The sequence below is a fragment of the Virgibacillus sp. LDC-1 genome (assembly GCF_030137545.1).
Lineage (GTDB): Bacteria > Bacillota > Bacilli > Bacillales > Amphibacillaceae > LDC-1.
In genome coordinates this window covers 18,305-41,508 of sequence record NZ_JARUVL010000006.1, presented here as the reverse complement: position 1 = coordinate 41,508, position 23,204 = coordinate 18,305, and the positions used below count along the sequence as shown (strand labels likewise).

General features: G+C 37.4%; 20 protein-coding genes. 17 read left to right on the top strand and 3 right to left on the bottom strand.

Annotation, left to right across the window (positions count from 1 at the left end; all coding sequences use genetic code 11):
- The first annotated feature begins 177 nt into the window (after positions 1 to 177).
- On the top strand, positions 178 to 1,467 hold the full coding sequence (gene spoIVB, locus QBK89_RS07115; RefSeq protein ID WP_443089747.1) for a SpoIVB peptidase: 1,290 nt from the start codon (positions 178 to 180) through the stop codon (positions 1,465 to 1,467).
- Between the two features lie 243 nt (positions 1,468 to 1,710).
- A complete protein-coding gene (gene spo0A, locus QBK89_RS07110; RefSeq protein WP_284140349.1) occupies positions 1,711 to 2,499 on the top strand; it encodes a sporulation transcription factor Spo0A in 789 nt (262 codons plus the stop codon).
- A gap of 95 nt (positions 2,500 to 2,594) precedes the next feature.
- Here the strand turns inward: spo0A and QBK89_RS07105 are convergent, their stop codons facing one another.
- Both QBK89_RS07105 and QBK89_RS07100 read right to left on the bottom strand, forming a co-directional pair.
- Positions 2,595 to 3,941 carry an aspartate kinase gene (locus tag QBK89_RS07105; protein ID WP_284140348.1) on the bottom strand — a complete coding sequence of 449 codons (1,347 nt, stop codon included), beginning with the start codon at positions 3,939 to 3,941 and terminating at the stop codon, positions 2,595 to 2,597.
- 114 nt (positions 3,942 to 4,055) lie between these two features.
- Positions 4,056 to 4,304, bottom strand: coding sequence for a DUF2627 domain-containing protein (locus QBK89_RS07100; protein ID WP_284140347.1), 249 nt, complete (start codon positions 4,302 to 4,304; stop codon positions 4,056 to 4,058).
- Positions 4,305 to 4,438: 134 nt separating this feature from the next.
- Between QBK89_RS07100 and QBK89_RS07095 the strand changes: the two genes are divergently transcribed.
- The 10 genes from QBK89_RS07095 to QBK89_RS07050 all read left to right on the top strand — a co-directional run bounded on the left by QBK89_RS07095 (position 4,439) and on the right by QBK89_RS07050 (position 16,113).
- Positions 4,439 to 6,511 carry a sigma 54-interacting transcriptional regulator gene (locus QBK89_RS07095; protein WP_284140346.1) on the top strand — a complete coding sequence of 691 codons (2,073 nt, stop codon included), beginning with the start codon at positions 4,439 to 4,441 and terminating at the stop codon, positions 6,509 to 6,511.
- A 115-nt stretch (positions 6,512 to 6,626) separates the two neighbouring features.
- Positions 6,627 to 7,529, top strand: a complete 903-nt coding sequence (locus tag QBK89_RS07090) for a phosphate acyltransferase (protein WP_284140345.1) — start codon at positions 6,627 to 6,629, stop codon at positions 7,527 to 7,529.
- Between the two features lie 13 nt (positions 7,530 to 7,542).
- Positions 7,543 to 8,634, top strand: a complete 1,092-nt coding sequence (locus QBK89_RS07085) for a Leu/Phe/Val dehydrogenase (protein ID WP_284140344.1) — start codon at positions 7,543 to 7,545, stop codon at positions 8,632 to 8,634.
- Positions 8,635 to 8,653: 19 nt separating this feature from the next.
- On the top strand, positions 8,654 to 9,763 hold the full coding sequence (buk, locus tag QBK89_RS07080; RefSeq protein WP_284140343.1) for a butyrate kinase: 1,110 nt from the start codon (positions 8,654 to 8,656) through the stop codon (positions 9,761 to 9,763).
- Positions 9,753 to 11,174 (top strand): dihydrolipoyl dehydrogenase, encoded by a 1,422-nt coding sequence (gene lpdA, locus QBK89_RS07075; RefSeq protein ID WP_284140342.1) that lies wholly within the window; start codon positions 9,753 to 9,755, stop codon positions 11,172 to 11,174. The genes buk and lpdA overlap by 11 nt, the downstream gene beginning before the upstream one ends.
- 25 nt (positions 11,175 to 11,199) lie before the next feature.
- A complete protein-coding gene (locus QBK89_RS07070; RefSeq protein WP_284140341.1) occupies positions 11,200 to 12,192 on the top strand; it encodes a thiamine pyrophosphate-dependent dehydrogenase E1 component subunit alpha in 993 nt (330 codons plus the stop codon).
- Between the two features lie 12 nt (positions 12,193 to 12,204).
- The gene (locus QBK89_RS07065) at positions 12,205 to 13,188 is read left to right on the top strand and encodes an alpha-ketoacid dehydrogenase subunit beta (protein WP_284140340.1); all 984 of its coding nucleotides are present in this window, start codon (positions 12,205 to 12,207) and stop codon (positions 13,186 to 13,188) included.
- Between the two features lie 33 nt (positions 13,189 to 13,221).
- Entirely contained in the window at positions 13,222 to 14,493 is a 1,272-nt protein-coding gene (locus QBK89_RS07060; protein ID WP_284140339.1) for a dihydrolipoamide acetyltransferase family protein, read from the top strand.
- A 103-nt stretch (positions 14,494 to 14,596) separates the two neighbouring features.
- Positions 14,597 to 15,028 (top strand): BrxA/BrxB family bacilliredoxin, encoded by a 432-nt coding sequence (locus QBK89_RS07055; protein WP_284140338.1) that lies wholly within the window; start codon positions 14,597 to 14,599, stop codon positions 15,026 to 15,028.
- Positions 15,029 to 15,126: 98 nt separating this feature from the next.
- Positions 15,127 to 16,113: an aromatic acid exporter family protein gene (locus tag QBK89_RS07050; RefSeq protein ID WP_284140337.1), complete on the top strand. Its 987-nt coding sequence runs from the start codon at positions 15,127 to 15,129 to the stop codon at positions 16,111 to 16,113.
- A 42-nt stretch (positions 16,114 to 16,155) separates the two neighbouring features.
- Here QBK89_RS07050 and prli42 read toward each other — a convergent pair whose 3' ends face one another.
- Positions 16,156 to 16,293 carry a stressosome-associated protein Prli42 gene (prli42, locus tag QBK89_RS07045; RefSeq protein WP_284140336.1) on the bottom strand — a complete coding sequence of 46 codons (138 nt, stop codon included), beginning with the start codon at positions 16,291 to 16,293 and terminating at the stop codon, positions 16,156 to 16,158.
- 151 nt (positions 16,294 to 16,444) lie between these two features.
- Between prli42 and QBK89_RS07040 the strand changes: the two genes are divergently transcribed.
- The 5 genes from QBK89_RS07040 (at position 16,445) to QBK89_RS07020 (ending at position 23,169) form a co-directional block, all read left to right on the top strand.
- Positions 16,445 to 18,088 carry an acyl-CoA mutase large subunit family protein gene (locus QBK89_RS07040; protein ID WP_284140335.1) on the top strand — a complete coding sequence of 548 codons (1,644 nt, stop codon included), beginning with the start codon at positions 16,445 to 16,447 and terminating at the stop codon, positions 18,086 to 18,088.
- A gap of 12 nt (positions 18,089 to 18,100) precedes the next feature.
- Complete coding sequence (gene mce / locus QBK89_RS07035) at positions 18,101 to 18,922, top strand: methylmalonyl-CoA epimerase (RefSeq protein ID WP_284140334.1); 822 nt, start codon at positions 18,101 to 18,103, stop codon at positions 18,920 to 18,922.
- 2 nt (positions 18,923 to 18,924) lie between these two features.
- Positions 18,925 to 20,475 (top strand): acyl-CoA carboxylase subunit beta, encoded by a 1,551-nt coding sequence (locus QBK89_RS07030; RefSeq protein WP_284140333.1) that lies wholly within the window; start codon positions 18,925 to 18,927, stop codon positions 20,473 to 20,475.
- Between the two features lie 88 nt (positions 20,476 to 20,563).
- Positions 20,564 to 21,694: a M20/M25/M40 family metallo-hydrolase gene (locus tag QBK89_RS07025; RefSeq protein WP_284140332.1), complete on the top strand. Its 1,131-nt coding sequence runs from the start codon at positions 20,564 to 20,566 to the stop codon at positions 21,692 to 21,694.
- Between the two features lie 233 nt (positions 21,695 to 21,927).
- A complete protein-coding gene (locus QBK89_RS07020; protein ID WP_284140331.1) occupies positions 21,928 to 23,169 on the top strand; it encodes a DNA polymerase IV in 1,242 nt (413 codons plus the stop codon).
- Positions 23,170 to 23,204: the final 35 nt, after the last annotated feature.

Here is a 23,204-nt window from a genome sequence, read left to right as displayed (position 1 = left end):
GGGACCTTGCAATTTGTTTGCAAAGGTCTTTTTTCTATTTCCGATCTTTATTCGAGCATGTTTTATCTTGATTAGGAAATGTTACACAGCATTTCTTATCTTTAACCAGTTTAAAATCTTAGCTTAAAGGTCAAATTAGAAATACAGATATAAAAGTGTGGGTTAGGAATCAGGAGAGTGAAGCTATTGAAAAAATACAGATCAACTATACGAATCTTTATCGGAGTATTTCTCCTTGCAACCTTATTATTTGTACCTTTTCTAGCCCCTATACAGAATTACCTGGCCATTCCCAATCATATGGTGACCTTCCAAAATGAGTCCCAACAGATTCCTCTTTTAAGCAAAGAGGTTGATGTAAAATCAAATAATAATGTAATTCAAGCCATTGACTCAAGCCAATTCCATGCAAAAGAAACTGGTGAAAGCCAGCTTACGTATCAAGTAGCAGGCGTTCCAATTAAAAAAGTAAATGTATCTGTGCTTAATGACCTAAAAGTAATACCAGGAGGTCAATCTATTGGTGTCCAGCTTCAAACAAAAGGCGTTCTTGTTGTCGGACATCACCTTGTACAAGGAAAGGAAGGTTCCACATCACCAGGGGAAGAAGCAAATATTCAAGTAGGTGATGTTATTATGCAAATTAACGGTGATCAAATAAAAGAGATGCAGGAAGTAAAACCATTTGTAGAGAAAGCTGGGAAAAATAATCAGGCGTTAGATGTTACGATAAGAAGAGGTAAAAAAACAATAAATACAAAACTAGAACCAATTATGGACAAAAAAGAAAACCAATATCGCATTGGACTCTATATTCGTGACTCTGCTGCTGGTATTGGAACAATGACTTTTTATGAACCAAAATCAAAAAAATACGGTGCACTTGGCCATGTTATATCAGACATGGATACAAAGAAACCAATTTTGATTAATAATGGTACGATTGTTCGTTCATCTGTAACCTCAATTCAAAAAGGAAACAGCGGAACACCAGGTGAAAAGCAGGCTGAGTTTTCAATTAAAGAAAATAAAATAGGAAATATAACTAAAAATAGTCCATTTGGGATTTTTGGAGTGCTAAACAAAGGTGTAACTGATGGGAAATATAAAAAACCAATGCCAATTGCACTGTCAGATCAAGTGGAGAAGGGACCAGCTAAAATTTTAACGGTTCTTGATGGCGAAAAAGTGGAGGAATTTGATGTTGAAATTGTTAGCAGTATTCCACAAAAGTCACCGGCAACAAAAGGAATGGTCGTTAAAATTACTGACCCTAAGTTATTAGATAAAACAGGTGGCATTGTCCAAGGAATGAGTGGAAGTCCAATCATTCAAAACAACAAAATTATCGGAGCGGTTACGCATGTCTTTGTTAATGATCCAACCTCTGGATACGGAGTCCATATTGAATGGATGTTACAGGAAGCGGGCATTGACATTTACAACAAAGAACAATTAGCAAGTTAAAGCGGAGACTTCCCCATATTGGGGTGGTCTCTTTCTTTTCTTATTGGTATAATTTACATAAATATTTTTCGACAATATCTTGTGAAAATTATCGAATGTAGGCGAAAATATAAGAAAACGTTAGAAAATGAAAGAATATATAAAAAATTTTAAAGTTTTTCAAATAAAAAAAGGAATTTTTTAACTAATGTCGAATCTATATAATGGGCAAAAATTGAAGATCATAAAGGGAGGAAGTTTGAAGTGGAGAAAATTTCAGTTTGTTTAGTGGATGATAACAAGGAACTCGTTCAATTAATGGAAGATTTTTTTGAAGACCAAGAAGATATTGAAATAATTGGTACGGCTTATAATGGCAAAGAATGTCTTGAATTGCTTGATGAAATCGAACCAGATGTTTTGATTCTTGATATCATTATGCCTCATATTGACGGTTTAGCTGTTTTAAATACGATAAAACAAAATGAAAGCACTTCAAGTCCAAATGTCATCATGTTAACTGCTTTCGGTCAAGAAGAGGTAATGAAGAAGGCGGTTGATCTTGGTGCAGCTTATTTTGTATTAAAGCCGTTTGATCTAGATAATTTAGCAGACCAGATTCGACAGGTTCAAGGAAATAGTGCTGCATTTTCAAATAAACAAAGTATTAGCAAAGGAAATCGAAAAGAACGTAAGAAAAAGGATCTAGAAGCAAGTATAACGAATATTATCCATGAAATTGGCGTTCCTGCTCATATAAAGGGGTATATGTATTTACGCGAAGCAATCACCATGGTTTATAACGATGTTGAATTACTCGGGTCTATTACAAAGGTATTATATCCGGATATTGCCAAAAAGTTTAATACAACAGCCTCACGGGTCGAAAGAGCAATACGCCATGCAATAGAAGTGGCTTGGAATAGAGGGAATATAGACTCCATATCTGCATTATTTGGATATACAGTGAGTATCTCTAAAACAAAACCTACAAATAGTGAGTTCATTGCTATGGTTGCAGACAGATTACGTCTGGAACATAAGGCAAGCTAGAGTTTAAATAAGTAAAGGGATGGAAAATCCCCTTTGTTCATGATGTATTCCATGATGAACAAAGGGGATTTTAGTACTTGTAAAATATACGATCACTAATCAAAAAACACTTTATAAAGAGACTGAATTGCTTTCTCCAAATCATTTGCATCGATGCCGAACATCATGGATACATCAGAAGATCCTTGATTGATCATTACGATATTAACATTCGCATCTTTGAAAGCTTTTGTAGCTTTTTGGGCAATTCCAATGGTTCGCATCATTCCTTCACCAACAATCATAATCATTGCCAAATTTCGTTGGATCGTGACTGTTTCAGGTTGCAATTGCTCTTTGATTTTTTCCATAATAAATTGTTCTTTACTTGGTGTGAGCTGATTTTCTCTTAAAATAACCGAAAGATCATCAATTCCCGATGGAACATGCTCAAATGAAATGTCCTCATCCTCTAAAATATGTAATAATTTTCTTCCAAATCCTACTTCTCGATTCATTAAATATTTACTAACAAAAAGACTAGAAAAACCATCATCACTTGCGATTCCCACGACTCCTATATTTTTTGCTTCTTTTTCAGCGACTATCCTTGTGCCAGCGGCTTTTGGATTATTCGTATTTTTAATGGCAACAGGAATACCTGCACGGAAAGCAGGAATAAGCGCTTCATCATGAAAGACGGAAAATCCAGCATAAGAGAGCTCACGCATTTCTTTATAGGTAAGGACTTGAATTTCCTTTGGATTTTGCACGATTGTTGGATTGACAGCGTAAACAGAGTCTACGTCTGTAAAGTTTTCATAAAGTGATGCTTTGACACCTGCAGCTAGTATTGCTCCTGTAATATCAGATCCGCCTCTAGAAAACGTTGCTAATGTTCCATCTAATGTATACCCAAAAAAACCTGGTATAACGATAATTTGTGATTTTTCTCTTAAAGCAAATATTCTTTCCATGCTCTCGGGAAGGAGTTGTGCATTACCCGCTTCATTACTTACAATAATTCCTGCATCTTTTGGATTCATATACATAGCGTTTAAACCATTTAGACTCAAGTATTGGCTCAAGATACGAGCAGACCAATCTTCCCCAAGTGCTTTTATAGCATCAAGCTTGCGCTCAGAAGGTAAATCACTCTGAATCACACGTTCAATAGATTGTATTATTTCCTCAACCAATCCATTTTGCAGGCCGAGACCTTCAATTATTTCTTGGAATTGCTCTTGTACCATTTGAGTAAATTGGTTATATGGCTTGTAATTGATTGAAGCTTCTCCAATCATAATTAGTAAATCAGTCATTTTGAGAGATGAATCGGAATGTTTTCCAGGTGCCGATACAACAATAATTTTACGATCACCATCTTCTTGAATAATTCTACCGACTTTTTTAAATTGATTTGCATTTGCTAATGAGCTTCCTCCGAATTTTGCAACTTTCATCAAACCACTCCAATATATTGAATAGAAAATTCTTAAAAGTTTTATTAAAAATAATAACACATAATTCATACAAAAGGGAAATAACAAACAAAAAAATAGGTGTCGAATATGCGCTCACCTATTTTTTATGCATGCATTACATGCTTGATCTGTATTTTGTTTTTTACGATCTCGGTGGATGATAAACCCACCAATAAATGCTAGTCCAAAAAGAAATAATAGTACTCCAACCGTAAATTGGACGCCAATATGAATAAATAGCGGTGTGAACTCATTAAACAAAGCATCACGCATCAATTTTATTCCAATGGCGGAAAATATACCTGGAATAACTAGTAATAAAACGGCAATAATTCTTCCCATACATGTTCTCCTTCGTAATATTTTTCTAATTCTAGTATAACAGATGAATATAAATTAGAAATGAAAAAGAAATTGAAATAATGTGCATTATCCCGTAAGATAAAAACATGCATAATGTTGCAAGGTGGGATCTTATGAAACGAGTTCTTATTGTTGGCGCAGGAAACGGCGGTACATCATTATTAAAAATTTTGCATGCTGTAAATCGAATGGAAATCCGAGGTGTCATCGATCGTAATAGAAATGCAAAAGGATTAAAAATCGCTCAGCAGTTAAATGTACCGATTGGATATGATTGGGAAAAATGGCTCCATGATCATGAAGAAGTTGATATTATTGTGGAAGCAACAGGCGATGAAAAAGTACTTGAAGCACTTCTAAAGGCTAGGGGAAGTAAAACGATTGTAATACCAGGAAGTGTCGCTTACATCATTTCTGAGCTATTTGATGAAAAGGAAGCTTTACTTAGCAAGTTAAAGCTACAGACATATAATCAAGAGCTGATTCTTAATAATATCAAAGACGGTATGATTGTTGTTGATAAAGATGGTGTAGTGAAGTTCGTTAATAAAAGCGCAGAAAAGATTGTAGGAGTTAATAAGTCTGATTTTATTGGCAACCCTGTTAGAGAAATAATAAGTGACTCAAGATTACCTATTATATTAAGAAACAGAAGAAAAGAAGTTAATCAGAAGCTATTTCTCGAAAACGGAAAGAAAGTAATTACTACTCGAATTCCAATTATTAATGCAAACGGTGAATTAGTCGGTGCATTCGCAGTTTTTAAAGATATTACAGAAGTAGTGAATTTAGCAGAAGAGAATACTGATTTAAAAGAAATAAAAACAATGCTCGAAGCAATTATCTATTCTTCTGAGGAAGCAATTAGTGTAGTAGACGAATCCGGAATAGGCATGATGATAAATCCAGCCTATACAAGAATCACAGGACTAACAGAAAAGGAAATTGTTGGACAACCTGCCGCAACTGATATCTCTGAAGGTGAAAGTATGCATATGAAGGTGTTGCAAACACGAAGACCAGTTCGAGGAGTTCGAATGAAAGTTGGTCCGAGTAAAAAGGATGTTATTGTAAATGTAGCACCGATTATTGTAGATGGAAAAATAAAAGGAAGTGTTGGAATACTTCACGATGTTTCTGAAATTAAAACACTTACGAGTGAATTAAAGCGAGCAAGACAAATTATTCGGAATTTAGAAGCGAAATATACATTTGATGATATTATTGCCAGTTCTTCAGAAATGAAGCTTGCTTTAGAACAGGCTAAGGTTGGTGCACGAACACCTGCAACTGTATTGCTAAGGGGAGAATCAGGAACAGGCAAGGAATTGTTCGCACATGCAATTCATAATGAAAGCGATCGGAAACACAAAAAGTTTATCCGAGTCAATTGTGCGGCAATTGCAGAGTCGATATTGGAAAGTGAATTATTTGGTTATGAGGAAGGTGCGTTTTCTGGAGCAAAACAGGGAGGCAAAAAAGGGTTATTTGAAGAAGCGAACTTTGGAAGTATTTTTCTAGATGAGATTGGAGAGTTATCTTTAGGAATGCAAGCTAAATTGCTTCGCGTCCTTCAAGAAAATGAAATCATTCGTGTTGGCGGAACAAACCCGATCACGATTGATGTTCGAGTTATTGCTGCTACAAATGTTAATTTAGAAAAAGCAATCATGAACAAAAGCTTTCGGGAGGATTTATATTATCGTTTAAATCGATTGCCTATCTTTATACCTTCTTTATCTGAAAGACTTGATGATATTCCAGATTTAATCCAACATATAATTCATAAGATAAATCAGGACTATGGTAGAAATGTTTCTTCTATTGCGGATGATGCGTTGCAAGCACTCTATACATATGATTGGCCAGGAAATGTACGAGAGCTTGAAAATGTAATCGGACGAGCGATGATTTATATGGATATGAACGAGGAAATGATTCAAAAACATCATCTTTCTGATTTACATCCAAAAATAAAAGCAAAACAAGGACAGGCTTTCAATAAGTTTAACAAGGATGAAACACTTCAACATGCGATGGAGAACTTCGAGAAGGCATATATAGTTGCTACATATGAACAAAATAATTTTAATAAAACAAGAACTGCAAAGCAATTAAACATTTCCATACGGAATTTATATTATAAGATGGAGAAATATCAAATTGAACAAAATGACCTGCAATAAACTGCATGCCTGCAAATTATTGCATAGTTAAAATTAAATAAAATAAAGCGCTTTCAAAATAAAAAAGTTGGCACGATATTTGCAAGTATATATATGAGGGGTTGAAGTTATTAAAATGGAAGAAATCGCATCGATAAGAAATCAAATAACGAATCATTCAAATGTAGTAGCAATTGCAAATGCGGCAAATTTAGAGGTGCTAAAAACGGTAAAGCTTGCAATCGAGGATAATCTTTGTGGATTTCAATTATATGGAGAAGAAAAAGCAATTCGTGCAATGGCCAATGAAATTCACTTAGATGTCGCTTCGCCCAATATTTCGATTATACAAGCGCCAATAAATGATGTTTGCGATGCCGCTGTCGAAGCTGTACACAATCAGGAAGCACATGTCCTAATGAAAGGAGATGTTTCTACGAAGAATCTCTTACAAGCCGTGCTTCACAAGGATAAAGGCTTACGCACTGGAAATGTGTTATCACATGTTGCGTTATTTGAAATTCCAGGTAGAAAACGAGTGATTTTTTTGACGGATGCCGCAATGAACATTGCACCTCGCTTACAAGAAAAAGCACAAATCATTCAAAATGCTGTTTTTGTTGCAAATTCGATTGGCGTAAAATGTCCAAAGGTTGCGGCGATTGCACCAGTTGAGGTAGTAAACGAAGCGATTCCTTCCACCGTAGACGCTGCATTGTTAACTCAAATGCAAAAAAGAGGACAGCTTAAAAATTGCATTGTTGATGGTCCATTACAATTTGACATTGCGGTTTCTACGCGAGCAAAGGAAGAAAAACAGGTGGAATCCGATGTTGCTGGGGAAACAGATATTTTACTCGTTCCATCACTTGAAACAGGAAATGCATTATATAAAGCATTCACATGTTTTGCCAATGCAAAGGTCGCAGCGATGGTGGGGGGAGCAAGTGCTCCAATTGTATTAACATCGAGAGCAGATTCGGCTCCGAATAAGCTTCTATCTCTTTATTTAGCATTAGCTGCATTAAAAACATTTTAAAGGAGGAAATAACATGGAAATTTTTACTTATATGGAAAAATACGATTACGAACAACTTGTTATATGTCAGGACAAAAATTCTGGATTAAAGGCGATTATTGCTATTCATGATACAACATTAGGCCCTGCATTAGGGGGGACGAGAATGTGGACTTATGCATCGGAAGAGGAAGCAATAGAAGATGCCCTACGTTTAGCAAAAGGGATGACTTACAAAAATGCAGCAGCAGGTTTAGATTTAGGTGGAGGAAAAACCGTTATTATAGGAGATCCTAAGAAGGATAAAAATCCAGAGATGTTTCGTGCCTTTGGACGATATATACAAGGGTTAAATGGAAGATATATTACGGCCGAGGATGTTGGTACAACAGAGCAGGATATGGATATCATTCATCTTGAAACTGACTATGTAACAGGAACCTCGAGTGCGAATTCTTCAGGGAATCCATCTCCAGTAACTGGTTTCGGTGTTTATAAAGGAATGAAAGCTGCTGTGAAAGAAGCGTTTGGTGATGACTCCCTTGAAGGAAAAGTGGTAGCTGTACAAGGGGTAGGTAATGTTGCGTTCACTCTTTGTGAATATTTACATAAAGAAGGTGCAAGCTTAGTCGTTACAGACATAAATAAGAATGCAGTACAGCGAGCAGTCGATAGCTTTGGTGCAAAAGCTGTTGATCCTGAAGATATTTATGATGTAGACTGCGATGTGTACGCACCTTGTGCGCTTGGTGCAACGATAAATGACGACACAATTGCAAGAATAAAAGCAAAGGTTATTGCTGGCTCTGCAAACAATCAACTAAAAGAATCCAAGCACGGTGACATGCTCCATGAAAAAGGGATTGTTTATGCTCCTGATTATGTGATTAATTCAGGCGGTGTCATCAATGTTGCTGATGAGCTTCTTGGCTATAATGAAGAACGCGCATTAAAAAAGGTGGAAACGATTTATGATTCCTTGTTAAAGGTATTTGAAATATCGAAAAGAGATAACATTCCTTCCTATGTTGCAGCAGATCGTATGGCAGAAGAACGGATTGCATCGGTAAGGAATTCAAGAAGTCAATTTTTGCAAAATGGATTGCATATACTTAGCAGAAGATAATGCCACGGGGGGCAAATTTGTGCAGCAATTTTTTCGTATACTTGTAATAAATCCAGGTTCAACGTCTACTAAAATTGGTGTATTCGATGATGATACTTGCATTTTCGAAAAGACGATTCGACATCATGCTTCAGAGCTTTCTATTTATAAGCATGTTATTGATCAATATGCATTTAGAAAGAAAGTAATTCTTGAACAATTAGATTATGAAGGAATAAATATTTCAAAATTAAACGCAGTTTGTTCTAGAGGTGGGCTTGTTCAACCGATTGAAGGTGGCACATATATCGTTAACGATCAAATGCTTTATGATCTCAAAACAGGGTTTAATGGAGATCACGCATCAAATCTTGGCGGTATTATTGCGCATGAAATTGCTTATAGCCTAAATATAAATGCTTACATTGTAGATCCTGTAGTAGTAGATGAATTAGATGAGATAGCGCGGTTTTCTGGTGTGGTTGAATTGCCTAGAAAAAGTATATTTCATGCGTTAAATCAAAAAGCAGTTGCAAGAAGAGCAGCGAAAGATTTACAAAAAGCCTATGACCGTGCGCAATTCATCGTCACGCATATGGGTGGTGGCATAACGATTGGAGCTCATCGAAATGGAAAGGTAATTGATGTAAATAACGGACTCCATGGTGAAGGTCCTTTCTCACCAGAACGTGCAGGAACAGTTCCGGCTGGAGATCTTGTATCTCTTTGTTTTTCTGGACAATATTATCAGCATGAAATAATGGAAAAATTAGTTGGAAAAGGCGGTTTGATGGCTTATCTGCAAACAAATGATGCGGTTGAAGTAGAACAAAGAATTGCAAATGGCGATGAATATGCTTTAAAAATTTACGATGCCATGGCATATCAAATTGCAAAAGAGATAGGAGCAATGAGTGCTGTGCTAGAGGGGAAAGTAGATGCCATCATTTTAACTGGTGGACTTGCATATGGGAAATCATTTGTAGATTTGATTTCCAAGCGTGTAGACTGGATCTCTGATGTTATTGTTTATCCAGGTGAAAATGAATTACAGGCACTTGCAGAAGGAAGCTTACGTGTGCTACGTCATGAAGAAGCTCCAAAGCATTATCCGAATTTAATTGAAGGGGTGAGGGTGAATGACCGTTGAATATGATCTTGTTGTACTTGGTGGCGGAACCGGTGGCTATGTAGCAGCTATTCGCGCTTCGCAGCTAGGGATGAAAGTGGCCATTGTTGAGAAAGAAAAGCTTGGTGGTACATGTCTTCACCGAGGCTGTATTCCATCAAAGGCGTTGTTAAGAAGTGCAGAGGTCTATAAACAAACAAAAGAGGCAAGTAAATTCGGTGTTGAAACGAATGATATTTCATTAAATTTCACACGTGTTCAAGATCGAAAAAGCAATATTGTCGAAACGTTACATCAAGGTGTGCAATCTTTAATGAAAAAAGGAAAAATTGATGTGTATCACGGCTTTGGGCGTATTTTAGGGCCAAGCATATTTTCCCCCATGCCTGGTACGATTTCTATTGAATATGAAAACGGGGATGAGAATACAATGCTTGTTCCTAAACAAGTGCTAATTGCCACAGGATCAAAACCACGTTCATTACCCGGACTTGAATTTGATAGTGAATTTGTTTTAAGCTCTGATGAGGCATTACAGCTTGAGGAACTTCCTGCTTCAATCATAATTGTTGGTGGCGGTGTAATTGGAATTGAATGGGCATCGATGCTCGCAGATTTTGGGGTAGATGTGACAGTTATCGAATCTTCAAAACACATCTTACCTACGGAGGATTTGGCTATCTCTAAAGAAGTTGAACGATTGTTAAAGAAAAAAGGGATTACCTTTTTAAAGCAAGCAACAATATTACCTGAAACTGTGAAAAAGGATGGAGCGGTTTCCATTGATGTCGAGTGGAAGAAAGAAGTAAAGAAGCTCCAAGCCGAAAAAATACTGCTTTCAATTGGAAGAACAGCAAACACAGAGAATATCGGAATTGAGAATACCGACATTATTGTAGAGAATGGGGTCATCCAAACGAATACATGCTATCAAACGAAAGAAGCGCATATATATGCAATTGGAGATGTTATTGGTGGATTACAGCTAGCGCATGTCGCTTCTCATGAAGGAATTGTTGCAGTCGAGCATATGGCAGGTCAACATCCTGCTGAAATAGATTATTCAGCAATCCCATCTTGTATTTATTCTAATCCAGAGGTTGCTAGAGTTGGTTTAACAGAAGAACAAGCAAATGAGGCTGGATTTAATGTGAAAATAGGAAAATTTCCATTTAAAGCGATTGGCAAAGCATTAGTTTACGGAGAAAGTGATGGCTTCGTTAAAATCATCGCAAATCAAGCGAATGATGATATTTTAGGAATTCACATGATTGGCCCTCATGTTACAGAGTTAATTTCGGAAGCAGGACTTGCAAAAGTATTGGATGCGACACCGTGGGAAATCGCTCATACTATTCATCCACATCCAACGCTTGCAGAGGTAATGGGAGAGGCGGCATTAGCTGTAGAAGGACAGCAAATTCACGGCTAGTAATTAAAATAAGGAGGGATATTAGATGGCAAAAATGCGTCATGAACAAATTGGTTTATCCAATGATACTGTACTTGAAATGTTTAAGACAATGCTTTTAGCGCGTAAGATTGATGAAAGAATGTGGTTATTAAACCGTGCTGGAAAAATTCCTTTCGTTATTTCTTGTCAAGGACAAGAAGCTGCACAAGTAGGGGCAGCATTCGCGCTTGATCGTGAACATGATTATGTAGCACCATATTATCGAGATTTAGGAGTGGTTTTAGCCTTTGGTATGACAGCAAAGGATATTATGCTTTCAGGCTTTGCAAAGGCAGAGGATCCTAATTCAGGTGGACGTCAAATGCCAGGGCACTTTGGACAAAAAAAGAACCGAATATTAACTGGTTCTTCACCAGTAACTACTCAAGTTCCACATGCAGTAGGTGTAGCGTTAGCTGCTAAGATGGAGAAAAAGAATTTTGCTTCCTTTGTGACATTAGGAGAAGGATCATCCAATCAAGGAGATTTCCATGAAGGATTAAACTTTGCTGGTGTACATAAACTACCAGTAATTACAATGGTAGAAAATAATAAATATGCGATTTCGGTACCACTCGAAAAACAGTTAGCATGTGAAAGTGTCGCTGATCGTGGAGCAAGCTATGGTATGCCTGGTATAACAGTGGATGGAAATGATCCGCTTGCTGTGTTTGAAGCAGTAAGTGAAGCTAGAGAGAGAGCGGTCGCTGGAAAAGGTCCAACATTAATTGAGGCAGTAACTTACCGGCTTACCGCACATTCTAGTGATGATGATGATCGACTCTATCGAGATCGAGACGAAGTAGATGAAGCAAAGAAGAAAGATTCCATTTTTACGTTTGCTGCATACTTAAAAGAAAATAACATCCTAACAGATGAGATTGAAGCGAACATAAACAAAGATATTGATCAACTCGTTAATGAAGCAACAGATTATGCAGAAAATGCTGCCTATGCAGAACCAGAATCAGCATTAAAATACGTATACGAGGAATAGGGGGGATTCTAAATGGCTATTATGTCGTATATTCAAGCAGTGACAGCTGCTTTAAAAGAAGAAATGGAACGTGATGAAAAAGTATTTGTTCTTGGTGAAGACGTAGGAAAAAAAGGTGGCGTCTTTCGAGCGACGGATGGTTTGTATGATCGTTTTGGAGAATATCGTGTTTTAGATACGCCTCTTGCGGAATCAGCAATTGCAGGGGTGGGCATTGGTGCGGCGATGTACGGAATGCGCCCTGTAGCTGAAATGCAATTTGCCGATTTTATTATGCCGGCTGTGAATCAAATCATATCTGAAGCAGCGAAAATCAGATATCGTTCTAACAATGATTGGAATTGTCCGATAACGATTCGCGCACCATATGGTGGCGGTGTACACGGTGCGTTATATCATTCGCAATCTGTTGAGGCAGTGTTTGCGAATCAACCAGGATTAAAAATAGTAATGCCTTCTACACCATATGATGTAAAAGGGTTGTTAAAGGCCGCCATTCGGGATAATGATCCTGTACTCTTTTTTGAGCATAAACGTGCATATCGATTATTAAAAGGTGAGGTACCAGAGGAAGATTATGTATTACCGATTGGTAAAGCAGATATAAAGCGAGAAGGTACGGATGTCACCATCATTACGTACGGTTTATGTGTACATTTTGCACTTCAAGCAGCTGAAAAGCTTGCTGATGAAGGTATTGATGCACATATTCTAGATTTACGAACTGTATACCCACTTGATAAAGAAGCAATTATAGAGGCAGCGCGTAAAACTGGGAAGGTACTACTAGTAACAGAGGATAACAAAGAGGGGAGTATCATAGGTGAGGTTGCAGCAATTATTGCTGAGCATTGTCTGTTTGACTTGGATGCTCCGATTCAAAGACTTGCTGGACCAGATGTTCCTGCCATGCCTTATGCGCCTACAATGGAGAAATACTTCATGATTAATCCGGACAAAGTTGAAAAAGCAATAAGAGAATTAGCAGCGTTTTAATGAATAATGTTGAAGGATTAAGGAGGGATTTCAGTGGCAAAAGAGAAAATAACAATGCCTCAGCTTGGTGAGAGTGTCACGGAAGGTACGATTAGTACCTGGCTAGTTAAAGAAGGGGACACAGTTAATAAATATGATCCGATTGCAGAAGTAATGACAGATAAAGTAAACGCAGAGGTTCCTTCTTCTTTCGCAGGTACAATATCAGAGTTAATTGCGAACGAAGGAGATACGATTGAAGTTGGAGAGTTAATTTGTGTGATTGAAACAGATGATAAAGAAGCAAATGCTAGTAATGTGGAAAACACGGAGAAAGCGACTAACAATGTATCTGAAGAAACAAAAGAAGATGGCGATACCTCAATGAAAATAAGATATTCACCCGCCGTGTTACGAATGGCACAGGAACATAATATTGATCTTGAACAAGTAACCGGGACTGGTCGAGGCGGCCGCATCACCCGGAAGGATATTCAACATCTTATCGAACAAGGTATACAGCCAGGTGTAGAACAGAAAGAAGAACAGGCAAAAGCATTTGAACAAAGATCGGTTACCAAACATACTTCTCAAACAACAAAGGCTCCCTTTCCAGGTAGTGTTGCTGGAGACTTGGAAATTCCAGTTACTGGGGTACGAAAGGTTATTGCCCAAAACATGGTTCGCGCCAAAACAGAAATTCCGCATGCGTGGATGATGGTTGAGGTAGATGTAACGGATCTTGTTGCTTATCGAAATCGAGTAAAATCAACATTTAAACAAAATGAAGGATTTAATTTAACGTTTTTTGCGTTTTTTGTAAAAGCAATTTCACAAGCTATTAAGGAGTTTCCACAATTAAATAGCATGTGGGCAGGCGATAAGATTATCCAGAAGAAAGACATTCATATTTCCATTGCTGTTGCTAAAGATCAGGAGTTATTTGTTCCAGTCATACGAAATGCTGATGAAAAAAGCATCAAAGGTATTGCTCGAGATATTCATGAATTAGCGATGAAAGCCAGAAACGGAAAGCTTACTTCTGAAGATATGCAAGGTGGTACTTTTACAGTAAATAATACCGGTTCATTTGGATCAGTTCAGTCGATGGGAGTCATTAATTATCCGCAGGCTGCAATATTACAAGTGGAATCGATTGTGAAACGTCCGGTAATCATTAATGATATGTTTGCAGCGCGTGATATGGTGAACCTCTGTTTATCGTTAGACCATCGTATATTAGATGGGCTAATTTGCGGACAGTTTTTAGCAAGGGTAAAAGAAATACTAGAAAACATGAACGATAAAACAGTGCAAATGTACTAACAGTCAATTTTTTAAATTGAATTTTCAAAGCAATATTGATAAGCTAATTTATAAGTTAATGGGTTAACTTATAAATACTTTTAATAAGGAGATGCATGTTTGCATGGATTTTAATTTATTTATGAATGACGTAGTAGATGTAGCACGTCAAGATATACGAGAAGCTGGTTATGAGGAATTAAAGACTGTAGAGGAAGTAGATGCAGCGCTTAATCGTAAAGGAACAACATTAGTAATGATAAATTCTGTGTGCGGCTGTGCGGGTGGTGTTGCGAGACCAGCTGCAGCAAATGCAATTCATTATGACAAGCGTCCAGACCATCTTGTAACTGTATTTGCAGGTCAAGATAAGGATGCAACAGAAAGGGCTCGAGAATATTTTGAAGGATTTCCTCCTTCTTCTCCGTCATTTGCATTTTTAAAAGATGGAAAAATTGTTACAATGTTAGAGCGTCATGACATCGAAGGCTTTAATGCAATGGATGTAATGACAAAGCTACAACAAATTTTTGATAATCATTGTGAGGAAGTATAACATTACCTGTAGAAATGAAAAAAGGCTGTCTCATTAATTGCGGGTCAGCCTTATTTTCATCGTTTATAAAAGGAAGTTCTAATTGAGGAGATATGAAGGTGAAAATTGGCTACCGAACAATAAAGACTGCGATTGGCACACCAGTTGCAATAGCCATTGCGCAATTTTTAGGATTAACTAATTTCGTTTCCGCGGGAATATTGACGATGCTTTGCATTCAACCATCTAGAAAAAGATCGGTATTAAGTGCATGGGATCGATTTGCCGCGTGTGTATTAGCAAGTATACTTTCGTTTGGTTTTTTTGAAATACTCGGATACAATACAATAGTTCTTGGTATTATGTTAGCTTTCTTTATTCCATTAACTGTATTGTTGAAAATAACGCAAGGGATTACGACCAGCTCTGTTATCATTATTAACCTATATAGTGCAGGTCATATTGATTACGTGTTTTTGTTTAATCAATTCATGCTAATCCTAGTTGGAATCGGTATTGGTTTGATTGTCAATCTCTATATGCCGAGTATGGATAAACAATTAAGAGAAAAGCAAAAGAAACTTGAAACGAATTTTCGCATCATCCTTTATGAAATTGCTGCTTATATTCGAGATAAGAACCAGACATGGGATGGGAAGGAAATAACAGAAACAGAACATATTCTTGAAGAAACAATTGAACTAGTTGAACGCGATAGGGAAAATCATATGCTTCGTTCAGAGCATACATATTATGATTATTTTAATATGCGCACAAAGCAATTTGATATTTTAAAAAGAATGCTTCCATTAGTTACGAAGCTTCCTTTCAAAGATCCGATGTCAGAGGAAATTGCTAATTTCTTTGAAAGACTTTCCGAAGCAGTTCACCCGGGGAATACTGCCATTCTATTTCTTAAGGAATTAAATGATTTATATACAGTTTTTCATGATGAAGATATGCCTACATCAAAGGAAGAATTTGAGACTCGCGCTAATCTATATCGTCTTCTTCGGGAAATGGAAGACTATTTAATCATTAAGAAAAAGTTCAAAAAAAGTGATGTAGTCATAAAATATAAAATTAAAAAGACTGGTTCTACATAACTAACCAGTCTCCTTGGTTGCATCTTATTAAATCATTTCTTTTTAAAGAAAGGCGATTAGCCCAGTTGTTAAAGTGGATAGTAGCATTGCAATTATCATAATATACACAATTAATGTTATTCTGCGCTCTCGCTTTGACTTCTTTTTCGTAGATGTCTTTTGTGGCTGATTTGCTGCCATGAAGTTCTCCTCCTTCATCCATAATGCTATTTGTATTTTAACGTTAAAATCCAGATTGGACAAGGAAAATATATCGTTTTTATTTAACTGTTTTACTAATTTCTGTTGTTTATAATATGTGTCTCATTTGAACAAGGGGGTTTTGGATACAATGAATACAGAAAATAAGTATGAACAAGCTTGGAAAGATGATTGTAACGAATTAAGTAAGCGTTTTCCTGAACGGGAAGATCAATTTACGACTTCATCCAATATCGAAGTTGATCGATTATATTATTCGAAAAACGAGTATGATGAAGAGAAGCTTAGCTTTCCAGGACAATTTCCTTACACACGAGGAATTCAACCTACTATGTATCGAAGTCGTTTTTGGACAATGCGTCAATACGCTGGATTCGGTTCTGCAAAAGAAACAAATAAACGATTTCGTTATTTGTTAGAGCAAGGACAAACTGGTTTATCGGTTGCCTTTGATTTACCAACCCAAATTGGCTATGATTCTGATGATGTGATGGCAGAAGGAGAAGTCGGGAAAGTAGGAGTTGCGATTGATTCCTTAAAAGACATGGAACAGCTTTTTGATAACATTCCATTAGATAAGGTAAGTACATCGATGACAATTAATGCACCTGCTTCGATTTTATTTTGTATGTACATCGCTGTAGGTGAAAAGCAAGGAGTACCTCTAGAACAATTAACGGGTACGATTCAAAATGATATTTTAAAAGAATATATCGCAAGAGGTACTTATATTTTCCCACCAAAGCCTTCCATGAGATTGATAACGAATATATTTGAATATTGTCAAGCTCATGTTCCAAAATTTAATACGATCAGTATATCTGGCTATCATATTCGCGAAGCTGGATCGACCGCAGTGCAAGAAGCCGCATTTACGATTGCCAATGGGATGGCATATGTGGATGCAGCACTTGAATCTGGATTAGATATTGATCAGTTTGCACCTCGGCTTGCGTTTTTCTTTAATGCGCATAACAACTTCTTTGAAGAAATCGCCAAATTTCGAGCGGCTCGTCGCGTTTGGGCAAAGATTATGAAAAACCATTATGGAGCTAAAAATCCAAAAAGCTGGAAGCTTCGTTTTCATACACAAACTGGTGGATCTACATTAACTGCGCAACAGCCAGATAATAATATTGTCCGTGTTACATTACAAGCATTAGCAGCAGTAATGGGAGGAACACAAAGTTTACATACGAATTCCCGAGATGAAGCGTTATCACTACCAACTGAAGATTCTGCTAGAATTGCACTACGAACCCAGCAAATTATTGCACATGAGAGCGGAGCTGCGGATACAGTTGATCCTCTAGGTGGTTCTTATTTTGTTGAGGAATTAACAGATAGGATCGAAGCAGAAATTAATGCTTATTTAGAAAAAATTGAAGCAATCGGTGGAGCTGTTCAAGCTGTTGAAGAGGGGTACATGCAGCGTGAAATTCACCAAAACGCATACGAAACACAAAAAAGGATTGAACGAAAAGATGAAATTATTGTTGGATTAAATAAGTTCGTCTTAGAAGAAGAAGTAAACCCGGATTTACTAAAGGTCGATGAAGCCTTAGAAAAAGCACAAATAAATGCCTTGAAAAATATTCGTTCAACCCGAGACCAAGCTGCTGTCGATAATTCATTACAGGCCATTAAAAAACATGCTCAAAATCAAAGTAGTAACTTAATTCCATATATTTTAGATGCAGTGAAAGCATATGCAACTGTTGGGGAAATTTGCAATGTTTTACGCGATGAATTTGGTGAATATTCAGGAATATAGGGGGGAGAAAGCATGAAAAAGATTCGAGTCTTAATCGCAAAACCTGGACTAGATGGACATGATAGAGGGGCATTAGTGATAGCACAAGCATTACGAGACCATGGAATGGAAGTTATTTATACAGGATTACGTCAATCTCCTCAGCAAATCGCTCAAGCTGCAATTCAGGAAGATGTAGATGTCATTGGTTTATCTTCATTATCTGGCGCACATCGCACGCTATTTCCAAAAGTTGTGCAAGAATTGGAACAAAGAAATGCAGGAGATATCCCGGTAATCGGTGGCGGTGTTATTCCAAGTGAAGATATTCCATACTTACTTGAACAAGGAATCAAGAAAATCTTCACTAGTGGTTCGACAACAGATGCTTTAGCAAGCTTTATTAAGGAACTTATGCAGGTAAATGGTCACGTCGTTTCAAAACCAAAGAAAATAGCCCATATCGGAATCGCAGTGCAAAATATAGAGCAAGCGCTTTCCTTTTACACAGATATGCTGCATTTAGATCTAGAGCATGTGGAGCATGTTGAAAGTGAAGGGGTAAAGGTAGCTTTTCTTCGTATTGGTGAAACGCGTATAGAGCTACTAGAACCTCTACACGAGGATTCTAGTATAAAACGTTTTCTTGAAAAACAAGGAGAAGGAATACATCATATTGCCATTGATGTTGACAATATTGAAGCACGAATGACACAAATGAAAACAAATGGTGTTAAATTTAGTAACGATGCTCCTACACAAGGTGCACACGATACAAAAGTCGCATTTATCCATCCAAAATCTGCTCATGGCGTTTTAATTGAATTATGTGAGCAAATGAAAGGATCTGAATAAGGATGGATATTTTTGATAAAATTAACGAATTATATGATAAGCGGAGGTCCGTTGAGCTTGGTGGTGGAGATGAACGTATCGATAAGCAGCATGCGAAAGGAAAACTAACAGCTCGTGAGCGAATTGAGTATCTTTTGGATAATGGATCATTCGTTGAATTAAATCCTTTTATCGAACATCGAGTCAGTGATTTTGGAATGGATAGTGCAACTGCAAAAGGCGAAGGTGTAGTAACAGGCTACGGAAAGATAAATGGAAAACCTGTGTATTTATTTGCTCAGGATTTCACCGTATATGGTGGAGCGCTAGGTGAAATGCACGGAAGAAAAATTGCCAATGTCATGGATCTAGCTGCAGAGAACGGAGTACCATTTATTGGATTGAACGATTCAGGTGGAGCTCGGATTCAAGAAGGTGTCTCCTCTCTCGACGGCTATGGTCAAGTATTTTATCGAAATTCCATCTATTCAGGTGTTATCCCACAAATTTCGGTAATTATGGGTCCAAGTGCAGGTGGAGCTGTTTATTCTCCGGCAATCACAGATTTTGTAATTATGGTAGAAAAAACGTCGCAAATGTTTATTACTGGTCCTAAAGTAATTGAAACGGTAACTGGTGAGAAAATTTCCTCAGAAGCACTTGGTGGTGCGGCAATACATAATTCAACAAGTGGCAATGCACATATGCAAGCAGCAACAGAGGAAGAGGCATTAGATTATGTTAAACAGCTTTTAAGCTATTTACCTGCTAACAGCAAAGAAAAGCCATCAGAATTGCCGTTAGAGGAAGATTTAAACGATTACCGTTCTGAGCTAACTGATGTTGTTCCCTTTAATTCAGTTCGTCCTTATGATGTTAAAAAAGTAATCGAACAAGTTGTAGATGAAAATAGCTTTTTTGAGATTCATGCACAGTTTGCAAAAAATATAGTCGTTGGCTTTGCACGAATAAAAGGAAGAACAGTTGGCTTAGTTTGTAATCAGCCAAAATATATGGCCGGTGGTCTTGATATTGATTCAAGTGATAAAGCTGCTCGATTTATTCGCTTTTGTGATTGCTTCCAAATTCCGATAATTACATTCGAAGATGTGACAGGCTTTTTTCCTGGTGTGAAACAAGAACATGGTGGCATTATCCGCCATGGTGCGAAAATCTTGTATGCGTATTCAGAAGCAACGGTTCCTAAAATAACTGTAATTACAAGGAAGGCATATGGTGGTGCATATGTCGCACTAAATAGTAAATCAATTGGTGCTGATCTTGTCTATGCATGGCCAAATGCAGAAATAGCTGTAATGGGACCTGAAGGGGCTGCGAATATTATTTTTGCAAAGGACATCGCTGAAAGTGACAATCCAGAGGTAACAAGGCAGGAGAAAATCGAAACCTATCGCGAAAAATTTGCAAATCCATATATTGCGGCTGGCTTAGGGATGGTGGATGACGTTATAGATCCACGAGAAACACGAATAAAGCTTGTGCAAGCCTTGGAAATGCTACAAAATAAAACGGTACAACGTCCTGCAAAAAAACACGGAAACATCCCGTTATAAATCCTCATGTGTCTTATGTGACGGCGAGGTAATAAAAGTGATATGATAATGAAATACGTAAGTTTTATAATTGAAGGAGATATCAATCATGGTCAAGATTAACGAAGAAAGATTAGTACAAGAATTTTTTGAATTGGTTCAAATTGATTCGGAAACAAAGCATGAAGCAGAAATAGCTAGTGTGCTAAAAAAGAAATTTTCAGACCTTGGAGTAGAAGTGTTCGAGGATGATGCGAAGAAACTAACGGGGCATGGAGCAGGAAATTTAATTTGTACATTAAAAGGGAATAAATTAAATGCGGATCCAATCTATTTCACATCACATATGGACACAGTTGTTCCAGGAAAAGGAATTAAGCCGTCTATTAAAGATGGATACATTGTTTCAGATGGAACGACGATTCTCGGTGCGGACGATAAAGCAGGTCTCGCTGCGATTTTTGAAGCTATTCGAATGATACAAGAAAACGATGTACCACATGGCGATATTCAATTTATCATTACAGTCGGGGAAGAATCTGGTCTAGTTGGAGCAAAGGTTCTAGATAAAAAGCACATCCATGCAAAATTCGGCTATGCGATTGATAGTAATGGAGAAGTTGGAGATATTATTGTTGCTGCTCCCACACAAGCAAAGATTTTGGCGGTAATTAAGGGAAAAACAGCACACGCTGGTGTAGCTCCGGAAAAGGGGATTTCCGCTATAACACTAGCCGCTAAAGCCATTTCTAAAATGCCGCTCGGTAGAATTGATGAGGAAACCACTGCAAATATCGGTCGTTTTGAAGGTGGCAAACAAACGAATATTGTTTGTGATTATGTAGAAATTTTAGCAGAAGCAAGATCACTTGTAGCTGAGAAAATGGAAGCGCAAGTAGCAAAGATGAAGCAAGCATTTGAAGAAACAGCAAATGAATACGGTGGCGAAGCACAAGTAGAAGTGAAGGTCATGTATCCAGGCTTTAAACAGCAAGCAGGAGATGAAGTAGTTGAAGTAGCTCGGGATGCCGCAAAGAAGATCGGCAGAACAAGTAGCTTGTTAAAAAGTGGTGGTGGTAGTGATGCAAATATTATTGCTGGCTTTGGAATACCTACCGTTAATTTAGCTGTTGGGTATGAGGAGATTCATACAACGAATGAACGAATTGCAGTGCATGAATTGGTGAAGATCAGCGAGCTCATTGCTGCGATAATAGAGGAAGTTGCAAATCGCTCTTAATAGAAGATGATTTCAAGAGAATGAAGAGTGAAGCAGGGCAAATATTCGGTGAATATTGCACCTGCTTTTTTATTAGAAGTAGGGGAAATGAAGTTAAATTAGCTATTCTCATATGAGCGTAGCCTTGTTTTTATTTATTGAAAGTTGATAGGAACGAGCGCTTCCATTTTATCGGAAGCTAACCAATGTGCTATAATGGATGCAAACAATTGTTCTGAAAAGGAAGTAATTGCATGAATGAGCAGAAGCAAAATAAAGCTAGAGTAATTTTTCATCTTGATATGAATTGTTTTTATGCCTCTGTCGAAATGGCTTACGACCCTGCTCTTAAAGGGAAAGCACTAGCCATTGCAGGTAATCCAGAAGAACGAAAAGGGATTATTGTTACGAGTAGCTATGAAGCACGTGCGAAAGGTGTAAAAACAACAATGCCATTGTGGAAAGCGAAGCAGCTTTGCCCAAATCTTATTATCATGCGCCCTAACTTCAATCGATATCGGCAAGCTTCGCGTCAAATATTTAAGATGCTTGCAGAGATTACCCCATATATTCAACCAGTATCCATTGATGAAGGCTATTTGGATGTTACGGAGGTAGAAGGTAATCCTATTGAAATTGCAAAAAAACTCCAAGCAGATATTCAACGTAACTTACATTTACCATGTAGTATTGGTATCGCTCCAAATAAATTTTTAGCAAAAATGGCTTCAGACATGAAAAAGCCAATGGGAATCACGATATTGAGAAAAAGAGATATCCCAACGCTATTATGGCCACTCGCAATTGAAGAAATGTATGGAGTTGGAACGAAGACGGCAGAAAAGCTACGCAAGCTTGACATACTAACTATAGGGGATCTTGCTGCTACAGATAGTTATGTTTTAAAGCGTCTACTAGGAATAAATGGAGAACGCTTGAAAAATAGAGCAAATGGAATTGATCCAAGCCCTGTAGATCCTGAAGCTGTGAATGAATTTAAAAGTATTGGAAGCTCACAAACACTGCCAGAAGATACAGTAAACGAACGTGAATTAAAACAATTGATTCAAGTTTTGGCCGATAATGTTGAAAAACGAATAAAGCGCAAGCAAGCTGCTGCTCTTAGCCTGCAGCTAACAATCCGCTATCATGATCGCAAAACGATCACGCGTAGCAAGAAACTCTATGAATATATTGATAGTAAAAACGAGATTGTTTCCATTGCACTTGAAATGTTGCAATCACACTGGAATGGAGAGCCTATTCGTTTGTTAGGTATTACATTACAGGATGTAGAAGAAAAGAAAAATATCGCGCAACAGCTCGATATCTTTTCGTACGAAAAGGAAGAAGGCAAAGAAAAGATTAGTGCTGTAATCGAGAAGCTTACGAAGAAATATGGTGAAAATCCATTTAAAGTGCTAACCGAAGAAAAGCAAGAAAATGAACCACGGACAAGCTTTCAAAAGGACTTTTTAGATGATTATAAGAAATAATAATATCCTAGAGCCTAGCTTGTCCGTAAACGGTC